Below are 21,278 nucleotides of genomic sequence, written 5' to 3'. Positions count from 1 at the left end.
CAAGCGCGACAAGAAGGCGGCTCGCAAGGCCGAGAGAATGGCCACGAAGGCAGCTTCCACCGTTCCGGCTGTGGTCACAGGCGTGCGCCTGGCGGCACGGACCCAGTACGATGCCGCCGGCCACGGCCGCCGCACACGCGGCTGGCGCGCGCCCGGCACCGGCCCGAACCGCGCGGCGGCAGGGTTGGAAACCATCCGCAACCGCGCCCGCGATGCTGTGCGTAACACCTGGACCGGCGCCGCGAACGCCCGCGTCTGGGGCACCAACCTGATCGGCGTCGGCATCATTCCGCGTGCCGAAGCCAAGGCCGCCCGGCGTAAGCAGCGCTATGCGGAAATCTGGGATGCCTTCGCCGCGGCATCCGATGCGGACGGCGTGCTGGATTTCTACGGCCAGCAGACCCTGGCGGTGGAAACCGTCAAATCCTCCGGCGAAATCTTCATCCGCTTCCGCCCGCGCCGGGCGGACGATGGCCTGACGGTGCCGCTGCAGATCCAGTTGCTGGAATCCGACATGGTGCCCACGTTGGATGCCGATAGCTGGCCCGGCATGCCGGCGGGGCATCGCATGCGGCAGGGCATCGAACTGGACCGTATCGGCCGCCGGGCCGCCTACTGGTGCTACCGCGAACATCCCGGCGACGGCCCCACCATCGCCGTCAGCCATGCCGACCTGGTGCGCGTGCCGGCCAGCGAGATGCGGCACATGTACAAGCCCCCCCGGCCCGGCGCGCTGCGCGGTGTGCCGTGCAACGTGGCGGTGATGACCAAGCAGCGCAGCGTGGACAACCTGGACGACGCCGTGGTGCTGCGCCAGGAGTTGGGCAACCTCTACACCATGTTCATCACCCGCCAGCCCGAAGGTGGCGCGCCGGAGATCGATCCGACCACCGGCCAGCCGATCGAACTGGACCATGACGGCGGCCCCATGGTCGGCCTGGAGCCAGGCATTGCCCAGGAACTGGCGCCGGGTGAGGACGTGAAGTTCTCCACCCCGCCGGACTCGGGCGCCAACTACGCCGACTTCATGCGCCAGCAGCACCTGGGCATCGCCGCCGGCGGCGGCACGCCGTACGAACTGCTCACCGGCGACATCCGCGATGTATCGGACCGCGCGCTGCGCATCATCCTCAACGAATTCCGCCGCGCCTGCGAGCAGGAGCAGTGGCAGATCATCATCCCGCAGTTCTGCCAGCCGGTGCGCGAAGCGGTGGGCCGGGCGGCGGTGCTGGCCGGGCTGCTCACGCTGGCCGAACTGCCGGAGTTCGTCCGCTGCACATGGGCGCCGCACGCCTGGCCCTACATCCACCCGACGCAAGACGTGCAGGCCAAGAAGATGGAGGTGGAGGCCGGCTTCCGCAGCCGTGCCGGCGTGGTGGCCGCCAATGGCGACGACGTGGAGCAGGTGGATGCCGAGCGCGCCGAGGATGCCGCCCGCGAGCGCCGGCTCCAGATCAAATCCAACAACGAAGCGAGGGCATCGTGACCGACAAGGGCTATTCCGCCACCAGCTACCTGGGGGCCGCCACGGCCTTCTTTGCCGGGCTGACCACCGAGCAGCGCATCGCGCTCGCCGGCCTGCTGCTGGGCCTGGGCACCTTCCTCATCAACCTGTGGCGCCAATACCGCTCCGATGCGCGCGAGCGGCGGCAGGATGCGCTGGACGCGCAGATCAAGATGCTCAAGATCCGCCAGTTGGGTGGTGCCGTCGATTGCCGGGTGTGCGGCGATGAATAAGGGCGCACGCATCCTGGCCGGTTCGCTGTCGCTCTCTGCCGCCGCCTTCGTCGGCCTGCTGGTGAGCGAAGGGTATTCCGAGCGCGCGGTGATCCCCACCCAGAACGATCGGCCCACCCTGGGCTTCGGCAGCACCTTCCACGAATCGGGCGCGCCCGTGCGCCTGGGCGAAACCACCACCCCAGTGCGGGCGGTGGTCAAAGCCCAGGCGCACATCGGGCAGGAAGAAGCGCGCTTCCGCGCCACGATTCCAGACGTGCCGCTGCACCAGGCGGAATACGACGTCTATATGGACTGGGTGTATCAGTACGGCACCGGGGCATGGTCCGGCTCCGGCATGCGCCGCCACCTGCTGGCGGGCGAATACCGGGGCGCGTGCGGCGCACTGCTGGCTTACCGCTATCTCACTTCGGCGACCCCGACCCCCGGCTGGGAACCGTACCGCTTCGATGCCGCCGGCCAACCGGCGCGCTGGCGTTTCGACTGCTGCACGCCCGGCAACCGCGTGTGTGCAGGCGTCTGCACACGCCAACGCGAGCGCCACGAAAAGTGCATGGCGGTGCAGGAATGAGCGGCCTGGGCAATCTCGCCATTGCCATCCTGGCCGGCCTGCTGCTCGGCGGTGGCCTCGGCGCCTGGGGTGGCCATGAACTCGCCACCGGCCGCGCCGCAAAGGCGGAACTCAAGGACGCGCGCCAGGCCGTCGCCGATGCCGCCGGCACGCTCGATGCCGCGCGAAAGCAGCTCGACAACACCACCCGCACCCTGGCCGGCGCCGCAGCCCGCGACGCTGCCACCGCATCCCGCCACCTGCAGGAAGCCGCCACCTATGAACAGCTCATTGCCCGTGCTGCTCGCGCTGAGTGCGAGCGTGATCCTGAGTCTTTCAGCGTGCTCGTCGATGCCATCGGCCGTGCGAATCGATACGGCGCCGATCCGCATGGCGGAGTCGCTGTGCCTGAAGCGCTGCGGCCCGATGCCGGCCCCGACCGGGCGCGGTGAGGCGGAAATGATGCGGTGGGAGATGCAGGTGGTGCAGTGGGGCGAGCGTTGCCTCGCCATCAACCATGACTGCGCGGCCGCGCTGCTGTACGGACATCCGTCCCCTGCCGGCGCAGGGGCATCCCGATAAGACTGTAGCCATCATCAACGGACGCCGACCCCATGAAGAAGAAATCCTGGTACGCCTACAACCTGGCCGACGACGGCCGCAGCGCCACCATCCGCATCAACGGCGTGATCGGCAGTTGGGCGGAAGGCCGCACGATCGAAAGCCTCGACTACGAACTCAAGTGGGCGGCGGATTCGGTCAATGAAATCATCGTCCGCATCACGTCGTTCGGCGGCTCGCTTGCCGAAGCGCTGGCGATGTACGGCGCACTGCGCCGCCACCCGGCCAAGAAGGTGGCGATCATCGAAGGTGTGGCGGCCAGCGCCGGCACCATCGTGGCGATGGCCGCCGATGAAATCCGCATCTACGCCAACGCCAGCATGATGGTGCATGGCGTCTCCCTCGTTACCGAGGAAGGCGAGGAAGTCGAAGACGCCGAAGCCGAACGCGTGCTCAACGCCAGCATCGTCGAAACCTACGCCGCGCGCACCGGCAAGACGCCGGAAGAGTTGGCCGAGTGCATCGCCACCGATACCTGGATGACCGCCCGGGAGGCAGTCGCGGCCGGCTGGGCGGATGCGGTAATCGAGATTGCGGAGCAGGGCGCCGCAACATCCGCCACGGCCGCCAGCCCGCTGCACGCGATTGCCTCCGCGCTGGAAATTCCGGCCGATGTGCTGGAGCGGGCCGAAGCCGAGGCGGCCACCCCCGCACCTGCCGTCCCGCCGCCGGAAAACGCCCCGCCCCCCGCAACGGCCGAAGCCACCTTCGCCGCCCAGGTGAATGCCTTGGCGGTGGCCGAGGGCCTGGGCGACTACGTAGCGGCCTGGCTGCTCGATGGCGGCATCACCACGGCCGCCCAGGCCAAGGCTGCCATCAAGGAAGCGCGCGAGGTGCGCGACCTGTGCGCCTTCGCCAACGCGGCCGGCCGTGCCGGCGAGTTCATCGGCCAGCGCAAGAGCCTGGCCGAGGTGCGCGCGGAACTCATCAACGCCCGCGCGGCCGCGGCCGACGAGCGCCACACCGACACGCACCCGCGTGTCCAGCAGCAGGGCCAGGCACGGCAGGCGGCGGCAAAGCCGGCCATGTCGGTCGACAGCATCTACGCGGCCCTCAACAGCACCATCCGCTAACCCCAGGAGATCGGAAACATGCTCATCGAAAAGTCCCGCGCCGGCCAGTTCCTGCTGGCGGAAGCCAACGGCACCCTCAGCCGGGAGCGCATCGTCATCGCAGAAGGCCAGGGCGTGCTACCCGTCGGCCAGGTGCTCGGCAAGATCACCGCATCCGGCAAGTTCGGCAAGTACAGCAATGCCGATACCGAAACCGGCCTCGGCTCCGCCGTGGCCATCCTCTACGACGAAGTCGACGCCACCGATGCCGACGCACCCGGCGTAGGGGTGTTCCGCCATGCCGAGGTCAAGGAAGCCGAACTCACCGGCCTCGACGCCGCCGGCAAGGCCGACCTCGTCCCGGTGGACATCATCTTCCGCTGACCGCCCGCCACACCCCGCACACACTGCACAGGAGAAAGCCGCATGGCTACCATGGATGTATTCAACGATGACGCCTTCGCCGTCACCACCCTTTCGGCGGCGATCAGCGAGCAGCCCTTCCAGCCGACGCGGCTGCTCGAACTCGGCCTGTTCCACAACGACCCCATCGAAACCACCGATGCCTGGTTCGAACTCGATGGCGACGTGCTGCGCCTGGTCAAGGCCGGCGAGCGTGGCCAGCCGGGCGAAACCATTCCCCGCGGCAAGCGGCGCGCCGTGGCCTTCAAGGCCAAGCACCTCAAGCGCGACGACGCCATGATGGCGGACGAAGTGCAGAACGCCCGAGCCTTCGGCCAGCAGTCGGAAGTGGAAACGGTGCAGGGCAAGGTGCTGCGCATCGGCAACCGCCACCGCCGCGATATCGAAACCACCATCGAATTCCACCGCATGGGCGCGCTCAAGGGCCAGATCCTCGACGCCGACGGCTCCACCGTGCTGGAAGACCTCTACGACAAGTTCGGTGTCTCCCAGATCGAGCACGACATGAACCTGGACAGCGATGCCACCGACCTGCTCAAGATGGTCGTGCAGGCCAAGCGCAAGTCCGAGAACGTGCTCGGCGCCGCCTTCATCCGGGGCTGGCGCGTGTTCTGCGGCGACACCTTCTTCGACGACTTCGTCGGCCATCCGGAACTGAAGGCGGCCTACGAGCGCTGGAAGGATGGCGAAGCCCTGCGCACCGATGCCCGCGCCGGCCTATCCTTCGGCGGCGCCATCTGGGAGAACTACCGCGGCAGCGTCGCCGGCCAGCCCTTCGTCCATGCGGACGAAGCCATTCTCGTCCCCGAAGGCGTACCCGACATGTTCCTGGTCAATTACGCCCCGGCGGACTACATGGAAACCGTCAATACCCCGGGCCTGCCGTTCTACCTCAAGACCGAACCCAAGCGCATGAACACCGGCGTGGATATCCAGGTGCAGTCCAATCCGCTGGCCATCAACACCCGCCCGCGCGCGGTCATCCGCCTCAAGCGCACCTGAGCATGGCCCGCGCCCAGGCCGCGCTGGACCGCGCCAACACCCGCCTCTTCGCGCATTTTGCCGAAGAGGCGGTGCTGCGTGCCAATGACTCCCTGGCTGTGGTCATCACGGACGGGGTGGAAATCCTCGGCGAATACGGCCAGGTCGAACAGCTCGTCACCACGGCCGCCTTCCTGGCCGGCGCCGCCCCGCGTGCCGGCGACCGCCTTACCGTCCTCACCGGGCCGCACGCCGGCGCCTATACCCTGGACAAGCCCGTCGAACGCCCGGCCGCCCACGGCCTGCGCGAATGGATCTTGCTGCCGCAGAAGACTGCCGCACCGGAGGAACCGGCCCCGTGAAGCGTGGACTCACCATCACCGGCCTCGGCCAGCTCAAGCGTGCCACCGCCCGTCTGCGCACCGTTGCGGAGATTTCCGAGCGTGCCGGGTACCGAGCCACCAATGCCGTGCTCGGCAAGCTCGAAACCCAGGTCAAGAGAGACATCGGCAGCCATCTCAACCTGCCGCAAAGCTACCTCCGCGAGCAGATGCGCACCACCAAGGCCGGCCCCAGCAACAACGTCGCCTACATCCGCATGCGCATCCGCGCCGTGCGCCTCGCCCGCTTCGATGCCCGGCAGATCACCGCCGAAACCGCCCGCGCTAAAGGCGACCCACGCCGTGGGATTCCGGCCGGCCGCAAGGCGGCCGGCGTTTCGGTCAAAGTCATGCGCCGGGGTGGCCGCAAGACCATGCCGGGAGCCTTTATGTTGCCGCTGCGCGCCGGCAAGATCGGCAGTGGCAACGGCATGGGCATCTTCGTGCGGGAAGGGTCGAATGCAGCCCTGCGCGCCGAACGCCTGGGCTTCAAGGTCGGAGAATCCGGCCGCAACACGCCCGTCAATTCCACCCGCCGCAAGGGCGGCAGCGGCCGCCTGCGCCACCTCTACGGCCCCAGCCCGGACCAGCTCTTCCGCCGCTGGCGCGGCGAGGCCGTCCCGGAAATCAAGACCATGTTGGCCCAGGCCTATGCCTCGCAACTGCGCTACGAACTCCGGGGCACCCGCAAATGAGCGGGCATGTCAGCAAGGCCGCGGCCATTGCCGCCGCCGCCGCGGATCGCCTGGCCACCATCACGCTTGCCAACGGCTACCATACCGACGCCGGCCAGCGCATCTATCGCGGGCGCGCCGTCCTGGACCTGGAAGACCTCCCGGCCATCGTCCTGTACGAAGAAGAGGACCTTGTCGATCGCCAGCGTGCAGGCGCGGCCGGGCAGGGCGAGGCCGTGGACATCATCATCGGCCTGCCATTCACCATCGAGGCCACCGCCGCCTGCGATCCCCTGCACCCCAATGTCACCGGCCACGCCTTGGTCGCGGACATCAAGCGCTGCCTGTTCTCGGGTGATCTTCTGTGGGGCGGCCTGGCCACCGGCACCCTGTATGTCGGCCGCACCCTCCACCCGCGCGACGATGGCGCTGGCTTCGTACGGGCCACCGTGCAGATCCGCGTCACTTACAGCGAGTTCCTCGACGCGCCGTAGCCGGGCCGCACGCCGTTTTTGCCGCTTATAATCTTGGCATTTTCGGATTTCATGCTGAGGAGATGCCGCATGCAGTGCCCGAAATGTGCCTATGTACGGCAGCCTGCCGGCACAGCTATGAAGACCTGTGTACGCATACTGTTCGCCTTTCTTCTTGTCTTAGCGCTCGCCACTGGGCAGGCGCAGGTCTACAAATGCACCGAAAACGGCAAGGCCGTGTTTTCCGATAAACCGTGCAGCAGTGGTGTCGCTCCGGTCGATGTTGTCCCGGCGACCGGGAAAAGCCCAGAAGAAAGATACCGGCTGCGGCAGCAAGTAACACGAGAAGTTCCGGCAAAGGATACTGCTGAAGAACGTGCTGAAAGGCTCAGGCGTCTGGAAGAAGAACGCAATGCGCGTTGGGCTGCGCGAGATGCTGAGATAGAGGCCCAAGCCGAGCGGAGACGTGCAGAGCTTGAGCGCGAAGCGGAGGAACTGCTCCGAGAGTGCGGCCTGCCACGCCGGGTAGAGATACGAGTTGGCATGGATGAGCAGTTCGTGCGGGCTTGCACCGACACACCAGAACCACAGTCTGTCAATTTGACGACGATGGCCGGTGGAACTCGTGCGCAATGGATAATGGGCGGACAGAAAGGTTATCAATACATCTATTTTGACAACGGGGTTGTTTCAGCAATCCAGCATTAGATGTTGACGTCCTGCGGGCGATTGGCCTAGTCTTCGCCCATCGCCACCGAACAACGGCGACACGGGATTGGCGTCCCGGTTTCGCAGGCGGACAAACCGCCGCAGTAGCGGTTTTTTTACGTCCGCAGCATGGCCCCTTTATGGGCGGGCCGTGTGGGGGGTCGAAAGGCCCGCCAGCCCTGCGACTGGTACGCCAACCCACACGGTTCCGCCCACCCCGATTGGCGTCGGGGAGCGGAAGCACACAACCGCTTCGCAGGAGTCCCGGCCATGTCCGCTCAAGCCCCCGGCGCGTCCGCGTCCGTCTCGTCCGGCCCCATCTATACACCATCTCATGTGGATGAGATCAGCCTCAAGCTGTTGTCGGCCGCCGCGATCATCGACCTGATCTATACCCTCGAAATCTCAGGCGGCATCGATTCGCTGTGCGAGCAATCCCTCGCCACGTCCTTGGGTCAAGCTCTGGATCAAATCGTCGAATCGCGCGAACTTCTGCTCGACATCGAGACGAAAGGCATTGCCGGCGCTGCGATCATGTCCGTCGCTAAGGAGGCGCGCCATGAACGCTGAACCGCATCTGCCCGGCAACGTCATCCCGCTGCCCACCGCCGCATCGTCTCCGGTTGTCCAACCGCGGCGGCGGGGGCGTTTCCCGAGCGGCATCACATCCCTTTCCGTTGCCCGCGACAAGGCCCAAACCCAGGCCCCGCAGCAGTCCGCCGCCCCCTGGGCGCTTCCTTCCGCGCCGCGCACGGCCCTGGATGAACTGAGGTCCGACATCAACATCGCACGCTCGGCACTCCGGACGCTGGAGCTGTGCCTGGCCGAGTGCGAAGCCACGTACAGGAGGCTGTGATGTTGCCTGAGCCGCACATGCTCGAAATCGTGGTCGAGCGCGCCGGCGAACTGGTGACCACCAGCCTGGCCATTGCCGAAGGGACCGAGGTCGAGCACAAGAATGTGCTCGGGCTGATTCGGAAGTACGCGGACGACCTCGACGAGTTCGGAAGGGTCGCGTTTGAAACGCGACCCTTTGAAACCGCTGGTGGGGTGCAGCGGCAGGAAATCGCCTTCCTCAACGAACCCCAATCCACCCTGCTGCTCACCTACATGCGCAACAGCGACATCGTGCGCGGGTTCAAGAAGGCGCTGGTGCGCGCCTTCTTCGATCTGCGCGGCCGGGTGCGGGCGGCGCATGCCGCCCCCGGCCCCTTCCTCACCGGCAACCCGGCGCACGCGGCCGACCAGTTCGTCAGCGCGGACCGCATCTTCCGCAGCATCCTGCGCAGCAGCCGCAGCGCCGGCCTGCCGCTGCCGCGCGCGCTGCGCCGCGCTAACGAAGTCGCCCGCCACCGCACTGGCATCGACATGCTGGAAGAACTGGACGCCCCGGACCTCGCCACCGCCAACACGCCCGCGCTGCTCGACCCGTTCGGCGTCCATGCCTTCTGCGGCGCCTGGCTGTCCGGCGCCCTCCCTCTGCCGGCGGTGCCCTGCCGCAGCGCGGACCTGTATGCCGCCTACAGCCACTGGCGGGCGACCGACAACGTGCCCGCCGGCCACTTGCCGCGAGTGGTCGCCGCAATGACCCGCCGCCCCGACCTGCGCCACCGCCGCGCCCGCTACCTAGATGAAGCGGGCAGGGCGGTGATGGCCGGCTTCGTGCTCCCCGAACACGAACTGATGCCGCCAGCCGGCGTTTCGCAGGCCGAATGGCTCACCGCGCGCGCCAATGAGTTTGCTCGGGCGCTCGGTAGGTGGGAAGACTGCTGGGCATGAAAAACCCCGCCGAAGCGGGGTGGGTGCTGTTACTTGGAGCCCTTCTTCTTGCGTAAGTGGAACTTTGGCGCGTTGGCGGCGGATACGGGGCCGGGCAGGGCCAGGATTACTCTGTCCAGATAGGGGAGGGACACCGGGTCTCGCTCCTTGAAGTACGCGGCCGATCGCTTCGGCAGCCACTCGGACTGGATGATGCGACGGAACTCTGCCAAGTACTCGTTGGGGTAGAGTTTCGCCTCGACGTTCCGCCCGTCCGGATAGCGGTGGATGTAGACCGGCAGGGCATCGGTATCCACTCCGAGCTGATCCCGTAGATGCTTGCACAAGAATTTCCCCATGCTGATGTCCGGTACCATGCGTTCCGGCAACTCATACCCTGCTTGTTCGAGCGGAGCGATCAGCATGAACGTCATCTCCTGCAAGATGCTGAAGTAGCCGGCAGGAACGCCAGACTGGTTCATCATGTGGCGCTGGATGTGGTACGGAAGGGCGCGGGTAGCTGGGCCCCCTCTGCCGGACATCCACTCGTACACCCATTCAGATACCTGGACAGCAAATTCTGCTGACAGCCACTGGGCGAGATGGATGGCCACCTTCGGGTGAACCCAGGTAGAGGCTGTGCCGGAACTGCTTCTAACCTCTTGAATTAGCTCCGTAACGCGAATCCGCGTTTTGGCCTCCAGAGCTCTCAGGAAGTGGCCGGTGGTCTCGTTGCGAACGTAGTTGTGCCATCGTTTGTCTGCGACCGCGCAGAGTGCTGTTGCGTTGATGTATCCATCGTTCGATCGTTGCTCGATGATGGAGTTGTTGACCTCGTGCTGAATGAGGGCGAGGGAGTACTGATGTTGCTGGGCCATGAGTGTTGCTCCTATGGAAGGCCCTAGCTTGGGCGGGCGATGCTTCCCACACTTCCGTGCGGATTGCACAATAAACGCAACTGCGCTTATAATCCCGTTTCGCTAGCGTAGCAGTGTATGCACTGGTTTAAGCATCTTTGAAAAGGAAGCCAGTGCGCCAGATTCGGCCGAATTCGTTGCAATAAGAACATCCAGCCCAGTGTTCCACCACTAGGGCTGGTTTTTTTTGCTCAAAACTAAACCGAGTCTGGATATTAGCACTCTTCAATGGAGAGTGCCAAAAGGATAAGGGTAGATAACGTCTTTTTCGTTTTTTGCGCTACTACATGTAGTGCTTGCGGTGCAAACGTCTGCACTGCTCCGGTCTGGACATCCGTCCCCTGCCGTTCGCATCCGCAAATTCTGAAACTGACTCCTGCATCTCGTTCCTACCCTGCAGGAGTCATCAAATGCCCATCGTATCCCGCACCCGTGGCTTTCAAGGCCGCGCCCGCGTCAGCCTGACCCCGCTCTCCGGCGGCCGCAAGTTTCAGCTCGGCAACACCACCGCCATCACCGAAAACGTCGAAGTCGAGCGCACCGCGCGGCAGAACTTCCAGGAATCCGGCGGCGGCGAACTGGACGTCAACGAAACGGTGACTTCCATCACCGCCAGCCTCACCGTCGACGACATCAAGCCGGAAACCATCGCCATCGGCCTGCGCGCCGAAATCCAGCGCCTGGCCACCGCCCCCATCACTGGCGAGAAGCACGCAGCATGGGCCGGCGAGCGTGTCAGCTTCAAGTACATCCCGGACCCGGACGTCGCCGTCACCGTCGCCATCAATGGCGACGAATGGGCCGCTGAGGCGGATGTCGATGTCGGCCAGGTGGTGATCGCCAGCACGCAAGCCTACGTCGCCACCGCCGCCGGCACCACCGACGATACCGCCCCGGTTTGGCCCACCGAAGGTGGCACCGTCACCGATGGAACCGTCACCTGGAAGCACGTCGGCCCGGCCTCTCTGCCGGATACCGCTTTCGCGCGTACCAAGCAGGGTGTCCAGTTCGCCGCCGACAGCGCGCTTTTCGTCGATGCGCACGTATCCCTGCCCATCGTGGTCGGCTACACCATCAACCCGCAGTTCTTCCTGCAGGCCTTTGTCAATTCCGGGCAGGAGTTCCTCGTTGAGATCGACGGCGAAAACGCCAACGACAACGGCGCGCCCAACATCGTGCGCTACTTCCGCGCCAAGCCCAGCCCCACCAGCGGCTTCAATCGGGTGAGCGCCGAGTTCGCCACCATGGAACTCACCCTCAGCCTGCTGGAAGACCCCACCCGTATCGGCGCCGGCGATTCGAAGTACCTGGAAATCGCCATGGTCTGACCCCCAGGGTCAAGACCAAAGCCCACCGGCCAGCTGGTGGGTTTGAGCCTTGATCTTGCGGAGTGCCGCTATGGCTCTAGTAGACACCCAGGAAGTAAAGCTCGCCATCAGCACCGAAACCCTCGGCCAAGCCGATGTAGCGGCGCTCACCCAGCACCTGGCCGAACTCACCCAGCAGGGCGGGGACGCCGCCCAGCAGTTCGCCCCGCTGGTGGCCGAAGTCGACAAGCTTTCGCGCCAGAAAATCGCCATCGACGGCCTCAACACCGCGATCAACGGCGCCAAGCAGGCGCGTTCGGCATTCGTCGATGCCCGGCAGCAGGTCGAAGTGCTCGACAAGGCCTTGGCCGACGCGCGCGGCGCCGGCGCGAACCGTGACGCCATCCGCCTGCTCGAAGCCGAACTGCGCAAGGCCAACACCGCGCTCAACACGCATCAGCGTGCGTGGGACCGTCAGCGCACCACGCTCTCCGGTGCGCGGGCGGCGGCCGCAGCCACCGGCGTGGATACCCGCAACCTCGCAAACGAGCAGCGCCGCCTGGCCGCCCAGGCGGACAACCTGCGCGGGCGCATTGCCAACCTCCGCAGCGCCACCAGCACCACCGCGCGCGGGCTGAACCAGATGGGCAAGGGGGCGCGCGAGACCGGCAGCGAATTGGCCGCGCTGGGCAAATCGGGCGACGAACTGCAGGCCAGAATGAACACCGTGGCCAAGGCGGTGGCCGGCGTGTTCGCTGTCAGCAAACTCAAGGGCTACGCCACCGACATGATCAGCGTGGCCGACGCCTACGGCCAAATGGCCAGCCGCATCGGGATGGCCACCGAGAGCCAGGAGGAATACGAGCGCGTACAGGCCCGCCTGCTGGACACCGCCAACCGCACCTATCGCCCGCTGGCCGAGGCGCAGGAGATGTACATCCGCACGTCGGACGCCCTGCGCAGCCTGGGGTATTCCACCGATGCCGCGCTCGATGTCACGGATAGCTTCACCTACCTGCTCACCACCAATGCGGCCAGTGCAGAGCGCGCCCAGAATGCGCAGGAGGCCTACGCCAAGTCCATCCAGTCGGGCAAGATCGAGGTGGATTCCTGGCGTTCCATCATGGCGGCCATGCCCACCGTGGTGGATGCCGTCTCGCAGGCCACCGGCAAAAGCACGGAAGAAATCCGCAAGTTGGGTGTCACCGGAAAACTCGCCATCGGCGATCTGAACGAAGGCCTTCGCCAGACCGTTGAACTGAACAAGGCTGCGGCCGAATCCATGCCCACCACGGTGGCGGATGCGCTCACCAAGCTGGCGAACACCTGGTCCGTGTACATCGGCGAGGCCAACCGCGCCGGCGGCGCCACGGAAAAGCTGGTCGAACTCATCAACATGGTGAGCGAGAACCTGGACGAACTGGTCACCGTGGCCACCCGCGCGGGTGAGGTGCTCACGGCAGTGTTCGCCGTCAAGGCCGTGCGCGCCGTGCAAAAATTTGCCGCCGCCCAGTTGGCAGCAGCCGGGGCCATTGGCTCCCTAGCCACGGCACAGACCGCGCAGGCGGGTGCGGCGGTTGCAGCCACCCGCGCGACCGGCTCCCTGGCCACGGCTACCGGCCTGCTGGCCGGCGCCGGCAAGGCTGCTGTGACGCCTCTGATCGCCTTGACTGGAACCCTGACCACGGCCACTGCTGTCATCTGGGCGAAGGTGCGCGCCCTGGGTGCCCTGCGCGTGGCGATGATCAGCACCGGCGTGGGCGCGCTGGTGGTGGGGATTGGCGTGCTGATCGCCAAGTTCACCGAGAACAAGGAGAAGGCGGAGGAACTGGGGGAAGCCGTAGATCAGGCGTTCGATGCGCCGGAAGACAAGGTGTCACCCGCGCTACGCTTGGTGGCCACTGAAGCGGAAGCCGCCCGTTTCCGCCTCACCAAACTCCAGCAGCAGTTCCAGGATGCGGGGCGCGATGCAGCGGCCGTGGGTGAAGCGCTGAAGAAGGCCCTCGGCACCGCCGATCTGGGCAGCACGGATGGCATCACCAAACTGGTGGCGGACATGGATTTGCTCCAGAAATCCGCCTACGCCACCGGCGAGCAGATCGACGTGGCATTAGGCCAGCGCCTGGCGCAGCTCACCGGCAAGGAGCTGCATGAGTTCGGCATGATGGCCGAAATGGCCTTCAACCAGGGCCGCATCAGCGCCGAAGCGCTGGCACGGGTGAATGATCAGGTGCTTTCCGCCAGCTTTGCCCGGGCCGGCGTCAATGCGGCCCAGGCGCTCGGCGGCATCAGCCCGGCCGCGCAGGAAGCCCTGGATGGCATTGATGCCCTGGACGCCGCGTTGCAGCGCACCCAGGCCAACGCAGAGCAAACCGGCGCAGCCCTCGTGTCCGCCATCGACCAGGCTCTGAACAAGGCGGACAGCACTGCTGCTCTGGATGCGCTGGTGACCAAGGTCAAGGAGATAGGCGCGGCCGGCCGGCTTTCCGGCGACCAGGTGAGCAGTGCGCTGGACAAGATCCGCAGCAAATCGGATGAACTGACGCCGGGCATCAACAGTGTGACGGAAGCCCTCAAGCGGCTGGGCGTCACATCGGATGCAGAGCTGAAGAAAACCGCCGCAAGCCTGCAAGAGGCCTATGAGGCGGTCGTGGAACTGGGCGGTTCGGCACGAGAGCAGGAAGAGGCCTTCCGGCGCTATGCCGAAGCTGCCGTGGCCGCGAACGACGGGGTGGTGGAAAGCAGTCTCGCAGTCCAGGCAGCGCAGCACGGTCTGAGCGTGGCCGCCGACGAATCTGGGAAGGTCATCGTGCGCAGCATGAGCGAGGCAGCCGCAGCAGTCCGCGATGTGTCGGCCGCCGGTTCGGAGGCTACGCAGGGGCTACGCGCCACCGCAGATGCTGCACAGGCGGCAGCCGGCGCCATAGTGGTGTCCGCGCGGCAGCATAACGACTCGGTACAGGGTGTTGCCACATCCTGGCTGGAGGGTGCCGATGCCGCCAGCCAATACGCCGAGGAAGCTGGACGGGCAGCCCAGCGTGCTTCCGCCGCCGTCGCCAAATTCGCAATAGGGTATCGGGCTGTGGCGGCCTCGATCGATGCCGGCCGCAAGGCAGCGCGCGAATTCGTCCGGACGATGGAGGACCTGGACAGCAGGCAGGCGGCGCTCAATCAGGGCGGGCGGGATGGCGTGGAAGAGTTGCGCATGCGGCTGCTGGAACTGGAAGGCACCGAGGAACAGGTAGCGCAGGCCCGGGCAGAACGCGACCGGGCCACCAGAGCCCGGCAGATCGCCCTGCTGCAAATCGATGCCGAACGTGCCCGCGTACGCGGCGATGACGCGGAAGCCAGCCGCATCCAGGGCGATATCAGCTTGCTCAAAGAACAGATCAATTTGCTTGGGCAGATTGAAATTGCCGAGCAACGACGCCAGCGGCGGGTGGCTCAAGAAACAAGTGCCAACCGCACCAGCGGCACCACATCCGTGCGCCGCGTGGAACTCAACCTAGGGGGCCGCAGCTTCGCGGTGAATACCGACGCCGCCGGCGAACGCGCCATCGACGCGCTGATAACCGAACTGGAGCGCGCCGCAGGGGTTGCCCAATGATGAGAAACCATACCCTCGGCGCCATCGCCATCCCCGAGGACGTCTGGTGGACCGATGAATTCGCGTGGTCCGCCCTGGCCCAGGAGAACGATACCGGGCTCACCGGCGCGCTGATCATCCACCAGGGCCTGCGTACGGAAGGGCGGCCCATCACCCTCACCAGCAACACCAACGGCGGCTGGGTGCCGCGCGGCACCGTACTCGCGCTGCACGCCCAGCGCGCCCTGCCGGACACCCGGCTCACGCTCACCCTGGCCGATGGCCGCGAATTCACCGTCATGCACGACCTCACCCGCGAATTCGAGGCCGCCCCGGTACGGCCCGCGTGCGACATGACCAACGCCACCAACTACCGCATCACGCTGCCGCTGATCCAGACGGCGCCACCGGAGACCCCCTGACATGCCCATCCTCGAATCCAACATCGTCTTCGTCGCCCACCAGGTCATGGACGACGTGCCCGAGGGCGGCGGCGGCGCCACTGGCAACGTCATCCCAGACGGCGTCATGAACAACGTCTTCGAAGATGTCTCCGACCTCGATCGCGTCTATGGCCGCCTCAACCTGCGCAAGCTCTCCGTGGCCGTGCGCACGTTGTCCACCGATCTGTTCGCCGGCGCCAAGACCGTCATCACCGCGCTGCCGGCGGACCCGGCCATCGGCTACACCCTGTTCACCACCCCGGACCCCTACGACACCCGCGAAGAGGCGGCCAACCGTGTCGAAGCCTATCTGTTCAAAGGGCCGATGTGGCCCGGCGCCCTGTGGGAAAACCACATCATCGGCATGCGCACCATCAACATCCTGCAGCGCGTGGGCACCGAACTGCCGCCCATCGGCAAGACCCTCTGCCTCGCCCAGAACGAAGGGCAGAGCGGGCAGATGGAGCAGTACATCCGCGTCACGGACGTCACCGTCACCGAGCGCGCCTTCACCGACAGCCAGGGCGACTTCCGCCGCTGGCAGGTCACCCTCGAACTGTCCGATGCCCTGCGCCACAACTTCACCGGCCACCAGGCCAGCCGCACCGACAGCTACAACTACAACACCGGCGTGCGCCTGCGCGACACCAGCGTGGCCGATGCCACCCGCTACTTCAGCAGCCAGCCCACCACCCATGCCGCCAACATCGGCGACCTCTCCATCCGTGTGGCCAGCGTCTATACCCAGCTGGTGCCCAGCGCGCAAACGGAAACCCCGCTGGTCAATCGTCCCCTGGCCGATGACCGCATCCCCATGATTCCGGCGGCCGCCGCGCCCATCACCTACAGCGCCCCCGGCGCCGCGGTGGGCGCCGGCCTGCGCATGGTGCTGCGTACCGGCGCCCAGCCCGGCGGCGTGGCCGCCACGGTCGGCAGCGTCAGCTTTGCCGACGACGGCAACGGCAACATCCTGCGCGCCGGCGCCACCATCGGCACCATCGACTACCCCGCCGGCGAGATCCTCTTCTCCGCCAACGCCCCCACCGCCAGCGGCACCGCCAACATCACCTACACCCCGGCCGCCGCCGCTGCCCAGCAGGCCCACCAGCTGGCGATCACCATCACCGCGGAAAACCGCGCCCTCAACTGGGTACGCACCCTCAACCCGCTGCCGGCGGATGCGTCGCTTGAATTCGCCTACATGGTCCAGGGCAACTGGTACACGCTGCGCTCGGACGCGGCCGGGCAAATCCAGGGCAGCGACCCCGCCTACGGGGTCGGCCAGGTGTCCGCAGTTTCGGGCGTCCTGCAGGTCACTCTGGGCAACCTGCCGGACGTCGGCAGCCAGATCCTCATCACCTGGGCCAGCCCGGTGCACTACGCCATCCGCGCCGGCGCCACGGCCGACGTCGGCGCCGAGCTGGAACTGCGCTACACCCTGGAGCACGCCCCCGTGGTGCCCGGCACCCACGTCGCCACCTACCCGGTGGGCGGCATCGCGCGCAGCACTGCCGACGCGGGCAATGGCAACCTCACCGGCGCCGGCGTGGCCGGCACGCTGGACTACGGCACCGGCGAAGTCATCCTGCGCTTCACCCAGCCGCCCGACCGCGGCGCGCAGATCGGCAACGCCTATACCTGGCGCGACGGCGACGGCCTCTACAGCGGCACCGAAGCCACAATCGACGGCGGCCAATTCACCGTGCCCGGGACGGCGCCGTTCCGTAGCGGCGGCACCCTGACGCTGCTGACCGCCAACGGCGCCCACCTTGCCGCCTACATCACCGCCGGCGGGCAACTGCGCGTGCGCGGCGGCTCGCACCAGCCCGCCGGCAGTTACGGCAAATGGTCCTGGGCAGACCAGCAGCTGGGCACGTTCAACGCCGACACCGGCGTGGCCACCCTCATCTGGCAGCTGTCCGTCACGGCGAAAAGCTGGCATGTGGTGGTCGGCGGCACCGGCGGTGCGTGGACCACCGATGCGGGCAACTGGAGCATCGTCGGCAACGCCATCGGCATCCAGGTCGAGCGCGACACCGAGGCGTTCGACCCGCAGGCCGTCGCGGACGAGCAGGTCTTCCCCTCCGAAGTCGGCCTCACGCTCGACCTCACCACCACCGTGGGCGACGACGTCGTCGCCGGCAGCGTGCTCGCCCTCATCACCGGCCTGCATTACGTAGACCGCGCCGGCTCCCTCTACATCGAGCCCAGCGTCACCACCGGCTCCGGTCTGCTCGCCGGCAGCATCGACTACAACCGCGGCCTGCTCACCCTCAACTACTGGGCGGACGGCGTTGCGGCAGACCCGCAGGTGCTCGCCTGCCTCACCCGCTACGGCCAGTGGAGCACCACCGCCGTCTCGTTCCGCACCGCCGCCGCGCCGCTCAAGTCCGAGTCGCTCCAGCTCACCGCCACCGCCATGGACGGCACCGCGCTCACCGCCTACGCGGACCCCAACGGCAACATCACCGGCGCCAACATCACCGGCACCGTCAATATCGAGTGGGGCACCGCCCAGGTCCAGTTCGGCGCCGTGGTGGCCGGCGAGTGGGAGCCACTGGAGGTCGATCCCGGCTCCATCCGCTACAACGCCGTCGCGTACAGCTACCTGCCGCTCGACGCCGACATCCTCGGCATCGACCCCGTGCGCCTGCCCAGCGACGGCCGCGTGCCCATCTTCCGGCGCGGTGACGTGGTGCTCATCATGCACCCGGCCACCCTCACCGCCACCCCCGCGCTGGACGAAGGCGAATATGTGGTGAACCTGCCGCGCACCCGTATCGCCTGGGTGCGCATCACCGATGCCGATGGCGAGCGCCTCACCACCGGCTACACGCTCGACCCTGCTGCCGGGCGGCTGCGCTGGGCCAGCCTCGACGGCCTGGCTCTGCCGCTCACCATCACCCATGTTGTGGCCGACCTGCGCATGGCCACTGACGTGCAGATCAACGGCGAGATCACCGTCAGCCGGGCCCTCTCGCACGTCTTCCCGTCCGGGCAGACCATCGTCGCTGGCTGCCTCATCCACGGCGACCGCCGCGCGCGCGTCTCGCTCACCTTCGACCAGGTCAGTTGGAACGGCACCTGGTCCGACGCCATCAGCGGCAGCCCGGCCACCGCCACCCTCAACCTCATCGACCATCCCATCGTCGTCACCAACGAAGGCTGCGACACAGACCGCTGGCTGCTCCGCTGCATCAATACAGCTACCCACCAATGGGAACTCATCAGCGAAAAGCGGGGCCTGGTCTGGACGGGCACCTACGCCCCCGGCGGCACCGATATCGCCCCCATCAACCCGCGCACGCGCGGGCCGGACGGGGAGGGCGGCACGCCCTACATGCGCATCCCCGGTGCCGCCAACGGCGGCGGCTGGATCAACGGCAACGTCGTGCGCATCAACACCGTGGGTGCCATCGCGCATTTCTGGATCGCCCGCAGCATCAAGCAATCCGACCCCCCCGAGGATGACGGCGTGGACGGCTGCGAAATCCACTGCCTCGGCAACGTCGATAACCCCATCCAGTAACCGGACCCGCCATGGACATCTCCCCCGCCCACGCCGTTGCCGTCATGCAGGCCATCCGCAACCCCGCGCTGCAGGCCCGCCTGGCGCTCCTCCACGGCGACACCGAAAACCGCGCCACGCTGGAATTCCACGGCGGCACCTACCCGGACCCGCCCGGCAGCGGCACACCAACGCCGCTGGCCGTGCTCACCTTCCCGGCCTCGGCCGGCACGGTCGATGAAGACGAGCACATGATCCTGCTCGCCTCGCCGCTGGAGGCGCTGGTCACCGGCGCGGACCCCGTCGATGGAACCATCCCCATCTGGGCACGCCTGCGCATGCCGGGCGGAGATTGGTGGGGAGACCTCACCGTGTCTGTGGAGGGCGAGGGCGGCGAAGTCCAACTGGTACAGACCGCCATCGAGGGCGGGGTGCCGGTGGTGCGCTGGTTCAACGGCGCGCCGGCGCGGCTGGCCACGATGACGATTCAGGGGTGAGGCGATGGCGCAGCACTATTTTTCGTTCGAGCGGGATACTGCGAGAAATTGGCCGGCGGCGGTGCTGGAGGCGGAAGATCAGGCGAACTGGAGTGTCGGTACGTCCAACATGCTGAGCATCGTGTCCGGTGCCGCGCTGGTCGCCTCAATGCCTGACCAGAATGTATGGACGCTGTTGCGCTTTCCCGTGTTCAGCGCAGACATCGAGATTGTGGGTAAGGTGCGTCGAGCAGCGGCAGAGACAACCTCCGCGCGGACGGGAGCAGGGCTATTTTTGCGGGCGCCGAACACCGGCGACCCGAGAACTGGCGGTTATGTTTTTGGGATCACCTCAGCAGCCAATAATTCGTCCAGTCAGCGACGGGAGCTTCGCGTTTCGCTCCAAAATAATGTCGGATCACAATCCGAGTTGGGGGTGAATGGAACGGCATTGACCGACTACGCATCAGCATCGGACAGGATCGCCAGGGCTGTCACTATCCGTGCGAAAGCAACCGGGGACACAATTCAGGCGCGCGCTTGGTATGAAGGTGCCGCGGAGCCAAGCACATGGCTTACGCTCACTCGATCTGCGGCGGAGGCGACTGGCGGCTCTTGCGGGATAGTGCTGGCTGGGTACAGGTCTGTCGCAGAATGGTCGTTCTTCGGGGTTGGTACTGACGGTGATTCTGCCCCCACCGCGCCTGTGCCGTATTCGACGTCCCTGTCCGGCAAGGCCAACATCAACACCACCAGCGGCGCCCCCGTCTCGCTGGTGCTGATTATCGACGCGACCACCAACGAAACCTACACGACGGCGACCCCGGACGAATCCGGCAACTGGTCCGCCAACGTGCCGCCCGGCGACTACTACGTCGCCTACGCCAGCCCCGACTGCCAGCCCATCATCCACGGGCCGTATCACGTCGAAGCGGACTAGGGCGTGAGCTACACCCCGCCCGCCCTCTCCACGCCGGTTGTCCTGCAGTCCGGCTACACGCCCCCGGATCTGTCCGTGCCGGTGGTGCTGTGCCCGGACGAACCGGAAGAGGGGGGCACGCTCTACGTCGAGATGCTGCCGCCGATGCCGCCGGCCACGGCGGTATTCACCGAGCCGCCCGCGCGGGCGCCGCCCGATCTGTGGGCCGCCGCCAAGCCGCCCAGCGTGCGCGACCTGCTGGCCACTGTATCCGGGCAGGCGCGCCTCGTTTCGCTTGGGCAGCTGGCCGCACTCCGCCTGCCGCCCACCCCGCCCGCCGAATTCAGGGCGCGCGAGCGGGGCTATGTCGGCACGCTGTACGTCGTGGCCCCGCCGCCCATCCCGCTCGCGCTGCTGTCCGCCCATGGCGCGGCGGTGCATCGCGCAGAGGCCGCGGTGAGTGCGCCGCCACCCGTTCCGCCCGCAGCGCTCTCCGGCACCGTGCGGCTGTCCCTGGACCTCACCGATGCCCACGGTGTGGCCGCCCGCCTGCCGCACCACCGCGCCCGCGCCCTGGGTGCCATCGGGCTGGCCAGCCCGCACGCCGAGATGCAGCGCGCCCGCGCGCGCGGCCGGGCCCAGGCCGCCCAGGCTTTGCCGGCAGCCAGCGGTGCCCGCTGCCCGCATGCGGACATGCGCCACACCCGCCGCCCGGTGGCGCTGCGGCACGCCCACGGGCTTGCGCGCCAGTCCGGCGCCGCGTTG

The 21,278-nt window shown here is 66.9% G+C and carries 23 protein-coding genes; 21 read left to right on the top strand and 2 right to left on the bottom strand.

Translation table 11 applies throughout. The features are described 5' to 3' along the window. Positions 1 to 37: 37 nt before the first annotated feature. The 14 genes from E6C76_RS20195 to E6C76_RS20130 all read left to right on the top strand — a co-directional run bounded on the left by E6C76_RS20195 (position 38) and on the right by E6C76_RS20130 (position 9,378). Positions 38 to 1,486 (top strand): phage portal protein, encoded by a 1,449-nt coding sequence (locus tag E6C76_RS20195; protein ID WP_136350066.1) that lies wholly within the window; start codon positions 38 to 40, stop codon positions 1,484 to 1,486. Then, the gene (locus E6C76_RS22130) at positions 1,483 to 1,737 is read left to right on the top strand and encodes an HP1 family phage holin (protein ID WP_168734394.1); all 255 of its coding nucleotides are present in this window, start codon (positions 1,483 to 1,485) and stop codon (positions 1,735 to 1,737) included. The genes E6C76_RS20195 and E6C76_RS22130 overlap by 4 nt, the downstream gene beginning before the upstream one ends. Then, the gene (locus tag E6C76_RS20185; protein WP_136350064.1) at positions 1,730 to 2,308 is read left to right on the top strand and encodes a lysozyme; all 579 of its coding nucleotides are present in this window, start codon (positions 1,730 to 1,732) and stop codon (positions 2,306 to 2,308) included. The genes E6C76_RS22130 and E6C76_RS20185 overlap by 8 nt, the downstream gene beginning before the upstream one ends. Beyond that, on the top strand, positions 2,305 to 2,739 hold the full coding sequence (locus E6C76_RS20180; RefSeq protein ID WP_136350063.1) for a hypothetical protein: 435 nt from the start codon (positions 2,305 to 2,307) through the stop codon (positions 2,737 to 2,739). Before E6C76_RS20185 ends, E6C76_RS20180 begins: the two co-directional genes overlap by 4 nt. Positions 2,740 to 2,901: 162 nt before the next feature. Next, entirely contained in the window at positions 2,902 to 3,981 is a 1,080-nt protein-coding gene (locus E6C76_RS20175; protein WP_136350062.1) for a head maturation protease, ClpP-related, read from the top strand. A gap of 18 nt (positions 3,982 to 3,999) precedes the next feature. After that, on the top strand, positions 4,000 to 4,344 hold the full coding sequence (locus tag E6C76_RS20170; protein ID WP_136350061.1) for a head decoration protein: 345 nt from the start codon (positions 4,000 to 4,002) through the stop codon (positions 4,342 to 4,344). 42 nt (positions 4,345 to 4,386) lie between these two features. Continuing rightward, positions 4,387 to 5,385 (top strand): major capsid protein, encoded by a 999-nt coding sequence (locus E6C76_RS20165; protein ID WP_136350060.1) that lies wholly within the window; start codon positions 4,387 to 4,389, stop codon positions 5,383 to 5,385. A gap of 2 nt (positions 5,386 to 5,387) precedes the next feature. Then, a complete protein-coding gene (locus E6C76_RS20160; RefSeq protein WP_136350059.1) occupies positions 5,388 to 5,726 on the top strand; it encodes a hypothetical protein in 339 nt (112 codons plus the stop codon). Then, positions 5,723 to 6,439, top strand: a complete 717-nt coding sequence (locus tag E6C76_RS20155) for a hypothetical protein (protein ID WP_136350058.1) — start codon at positions 5,723 to 5,725, stop codon at positions 6,437 to 6,439. Before E6C76_RS20160 ends, E6C76_RS20155 begins: the two co-directional genes overlap by 4 nt. Continuing rightward, on the top strand, positions 6,436 to 6,912 hold the full coding sequence (locus E6C76_RS20150; protein WP_136350057.1) for a hypothetical protein: 477 nt from the start codon (positions 6,436 to 6,438) through the stop codon (positions 6,910 to 6,912). Before E6C76_RS20155 ends, E6C76_RS20150 begins: the two co-directional genes overlap by 4 nt. Before the next feature lie 69 nt (positions 6,913 to 6,981). Continuing rightward, the gene (locus E6C76_RS20145; protein WP_168734393.1) at positions 6,982 to 7,599 is read left to right on the top strand and encodes a DUF4124 domain-containing protein; all 618 of its coding nucleotides are present in this window, start codon (positions 6,982 to 6,984) and stop codon (positions 7,597 to 7,599) included. Positions 7,600 to 7,869: 270 nt separating this feature from the next. Then, positions 7,870 to 8,169, top strand: a complete 300-nt coding sequence (locus E6C76_RS20140) for a hypothetical protein (protein ID WP_136350055.1) — start codon at positions 7,870 to 7,872, stop codon at positions 8,167 to 8,169. Then, a complete protein-coding gene (locus tag E6C76_RS20135; protein WP_136350054.1) occupies positions 8,159 to 8,455 on the top strand; it encodes a hypothetical protein in 297 nt (98 codons plus the stop codon). The genes E6C76_RS20140 and E6C76_RS20135 overlap by 11 nt, the downstream gene beginning before the upstream one ends. Beyond that, entirely contained in the window at positions 8,455 to 9,378 is a 924-nt protein-coding gene (locus E6C76_RS20130; RefSeq protein ID WP_230976345.1) for a Rha family transcriptional regulator, read from the top strand. The genes E6C76_RS20135 and E6C76_RS20130 overlap by 1 nt, the downstream gene beginning before the upstream one ends. Before the next feature lie 29 nt (positions 9,379 to 9,407). On the opposite strand, the gene E6C76_RS20125 is transcribed toward E6C76_RS20130, so the two are convergent. Beyond that, the gene (locus E6C76_RS20125) at positions 9,408 to 10,235 is read right to left on the bottom strand and encodes a KilA-N domain-containing protein (RefSeq protein WP_136350053.1); all 828 of its coding nucleotides are present in this window, start codon (positions 10,233 to 10,235) and stop codon (positions 9,408 to 9,410) included. A gap of 449 nt (positions 10,236 to 10,684) precedes the next feature. Between E6C76_RS20125 and E6C76_RS20120 the strand changes: the two genes are divergently transcribed. Continuing rightward, a complete protein-coding gene (locus E6C76_RS20120; RefSeq protein ID WP_136350052.1) occupies positions 10,685 to 11,602 on the top strand; it encodes a hypothetical protein in 918 nt (305 codons plus the stop codon). Positions 11,603 to 11,678: 76 nt separating this feature from the next. On the opposite strand, the gene E6C76_RS20115 is transcribed toward E6C76_RS20120, so the two are convergent. After that, positions 11,679 to 12,038 (bottom strand): hypothetical protein, encoded by a 360-nt coding sequence (locus E6C76_RS20115; protein ID WP_136350051.1) that lies wholly within the window; start codon positions 12,036 to 12,038, stop codon positions 11,679 to 11,681. A 66-nt stretch (positions 12,039 to 12,104) separates the two neighbouring features. Here E6C76_RS20115 and E6C76_RS20110 point away from each other — a divergent pair, with 66 nt between their 5' ends. The 6 genes from E6C76_RS20110 to E6C76_RS22125 form a co-directional block, all read left to right on the top strand. After that, positions 12,105 to 15,188: a tape measure protein gene (locus tag E6C76_RS20110; RefSeq protein ID WP_136350050.1), complete on the top strand. Its 3,084-nt coding sequence runs from the start codon at positions 12,105 to 12,107 to the stop codon at positions 15,186 to 15,188. Beyond that, on the top strand, positions 15,185 to 15,589 hold the full coding sequence (locus E6C76_RS20105) for a hypothetical protein (protein ID WP_230976344.1): 405 nt from the start codon (positions 15,185 to 15,187) through the stop codon (positions 15,587 to 15,589). Before E6C76_RS20110 ends, E6C76_RS20105 begins: the two co-directional genes overlap by 4 nt. A gap of 1 nt (position 15,590) precedes the next feature. Beyond that, complete coding sequence (locus E6C76_RS20100; protein ID WP_211090300.1) at positions 15,591 to 19,139, top strand: hypothetical protein; 3,549 nt, start codon at positions 15,591 to 15,593, stop codon at positions 19,137 to 19,139. Positions 19,140 to 19,150: 11 nt separating this feature from the next. After that, positions 19,151 to 19,615, top strand: a complete 465-nt coding sequence (locus E6C76_RS20095; protein ID WP_136350049.1) for a hypothetical protein — start codon at positions 19,151 to 19,153, stop codon at positions 19,613 to 19,615. Positions 19,616 to 19,619: 4 nt separating this feature from the next. Next, on the top strand, positions 19,620 to 20,534 hold the full coding sequence (locus E6C76_RS20090; protein WP_136350048.1) for a hypothetical protein: 915 nt from the start codon (positions 19,620 to 19,622) through the stop codon (positions 20,532 to 20,534). 3 nt (positions 20,535 to 20,537) lie between these two features. Continuing rightward, positions 20,538 to 21,278 (top strand): hypothetical protein (locus tag E6C76_RS22125; protein ID WP_211090299.1); only part of this gene is annotated, 741 nt, incomplete at its 3' end.

The organism is Pseudothauera nasutitermitis, assembly GCF_004801295.1.
GTDB classification, from domain to species: Bacteria; Pseudomonadota; Gammaproteobacteria; order Burkholderiales; family Rhodocyclaceae; genus Pseudothauera; species Pseudothauera nasutitermitis.
The sequence above is the reverse complement of the archived record's forward strand: the minus strand, read 5'-3'. Positions and strand labels throughout refer to the sequence as shown.

Coding starts and splice junctions, on each gene's coding strand:
- E6C76_RS20195 (WP_136350066.1), top strand. CDS start 38: ATGGCCACGAAGGCAGCTTCCACCGTTCCGGCTGTGGTCACAGGCGTG.
- E6C76_RS20185 (WP_136350064.1), top strand. CDS start 1,730: ATGAATAAGGGCGCACGCATCCTGGCCGGTTCGCTGTCGCTCTCTGCC.
- E6C76_RS20180 (WP_136350063.1), top strand. CDS start 2,305: ATGAGCGGCCTGGGCAATCTCGCCATTGCCATCCTGGCCGGCCTGCTG.
- E6C76_RS20175 (WP_136350062.1), top strand. CDS start 2,902: ATGAAGAAGAAATCCTGGTACGCCTACAACCTGGCCGACGACGGCCGC.
- E6C76_RS20170 (WP_136350061.1), top strand. CDS start 4,000: ATGCTCATCGAAAAGTCCCGCGCCGGCCAGTTCCTGCTGGCGGAAGCC.
- E6C76_RS20165 (WP_136350060.1), top strand. CDS start 4,387: ATGGCTACCATGGATGTATTCAACGATGACGCCTTCGCCGTCACCACC.
- E6C76_RS20160 (WP_136350059.1), top strand. CDS start 5,388: ATGGCCCGCGCCCAGGCCGCGCTGGACCGCGCCAACACCCGCCTCTTC.
- E6C76_RS20150 (WP_136350057.1), top strand. CDS start 6,436: ATGAGCGGGCATGTCAGCAAGGCCGCGGCCATTGCCGCCGCCGCCGCG.
- E6C76_RS20145 (WP_168734393.1), top strand. CDS start 6,982: ATGCAGTGCCCGAAATGTGCCTATGTACGGCAGCCTGCCGGCACAGCT.
- E6C76_RS20140 (WP_136350055.1), top strand. CDS start 7,870: ATGTCCGCTCAAGCCCCCGGCGCGTCCGCGTCCGTCTCGTCCGGCCCC.
- E6C76_RS20135 (WP_136350054.1), top strand. CDS start 8,159: ATGAACGCTGAACCGCATCTGCCCGGCAACGTCATCCCGCTGCCCACC.
- E6C76_RS20130 (WP_230976345.1), top strand. CDS start 8,455: ATGTTGCCTGAGCCGCACATGCTCGAAATCGTGGTCGAGCGCGCCGGC.
- E6C76_RS20125 (WP_136350053.1), bottom strand. CDS start 10,235: ATGGCCCAGCAACATCAGTACTCCCTCGCCCTCATTCAGCACGAGGTC.
- E6C76_RS20120 (WP_136350052.1), top strand. CDS start 10,685: ATGCCCATCGTATCCCGCACCCGTGGCTTTCAAGGCCGCGCCCGCGTC.
- E6C76_RS20115 (WP_136350051.1), bottom strand. CDS start 12,038: ATGCGTGTTGAGCGCGGTGTTGGCCTTGCGCAGTTCGGCTTCGAGCAG.
- E6C76_RS20105 (WP_230976344.1), top strand. CDS start 15,185: ATGATGAGAAACCATACCCTCGGCGCCATCGCCATCCCCGAGGACGTC.
- E6C76_RS20100 (WP_211090300.1), top strand. CDS start 15,591: ATGCCCATCCTCGAATCCAACATCGTCTTCGTCGCCCACCAGGTCATG.
- E6C76_RS20095 (WP_136350049.1), top strand. CDS start 19,151: ATGGACATCTCCCCCGCCCACGCCGTTGCCGTCATGCAGGCCATCCGC.
- E6C76_RS20090 (WP_136350048.1), top strand. CDS start 19,620: ATGGCGCAGCACTATTTTTCGTTCGAGCGGGATACTGCGAGAAATTGG.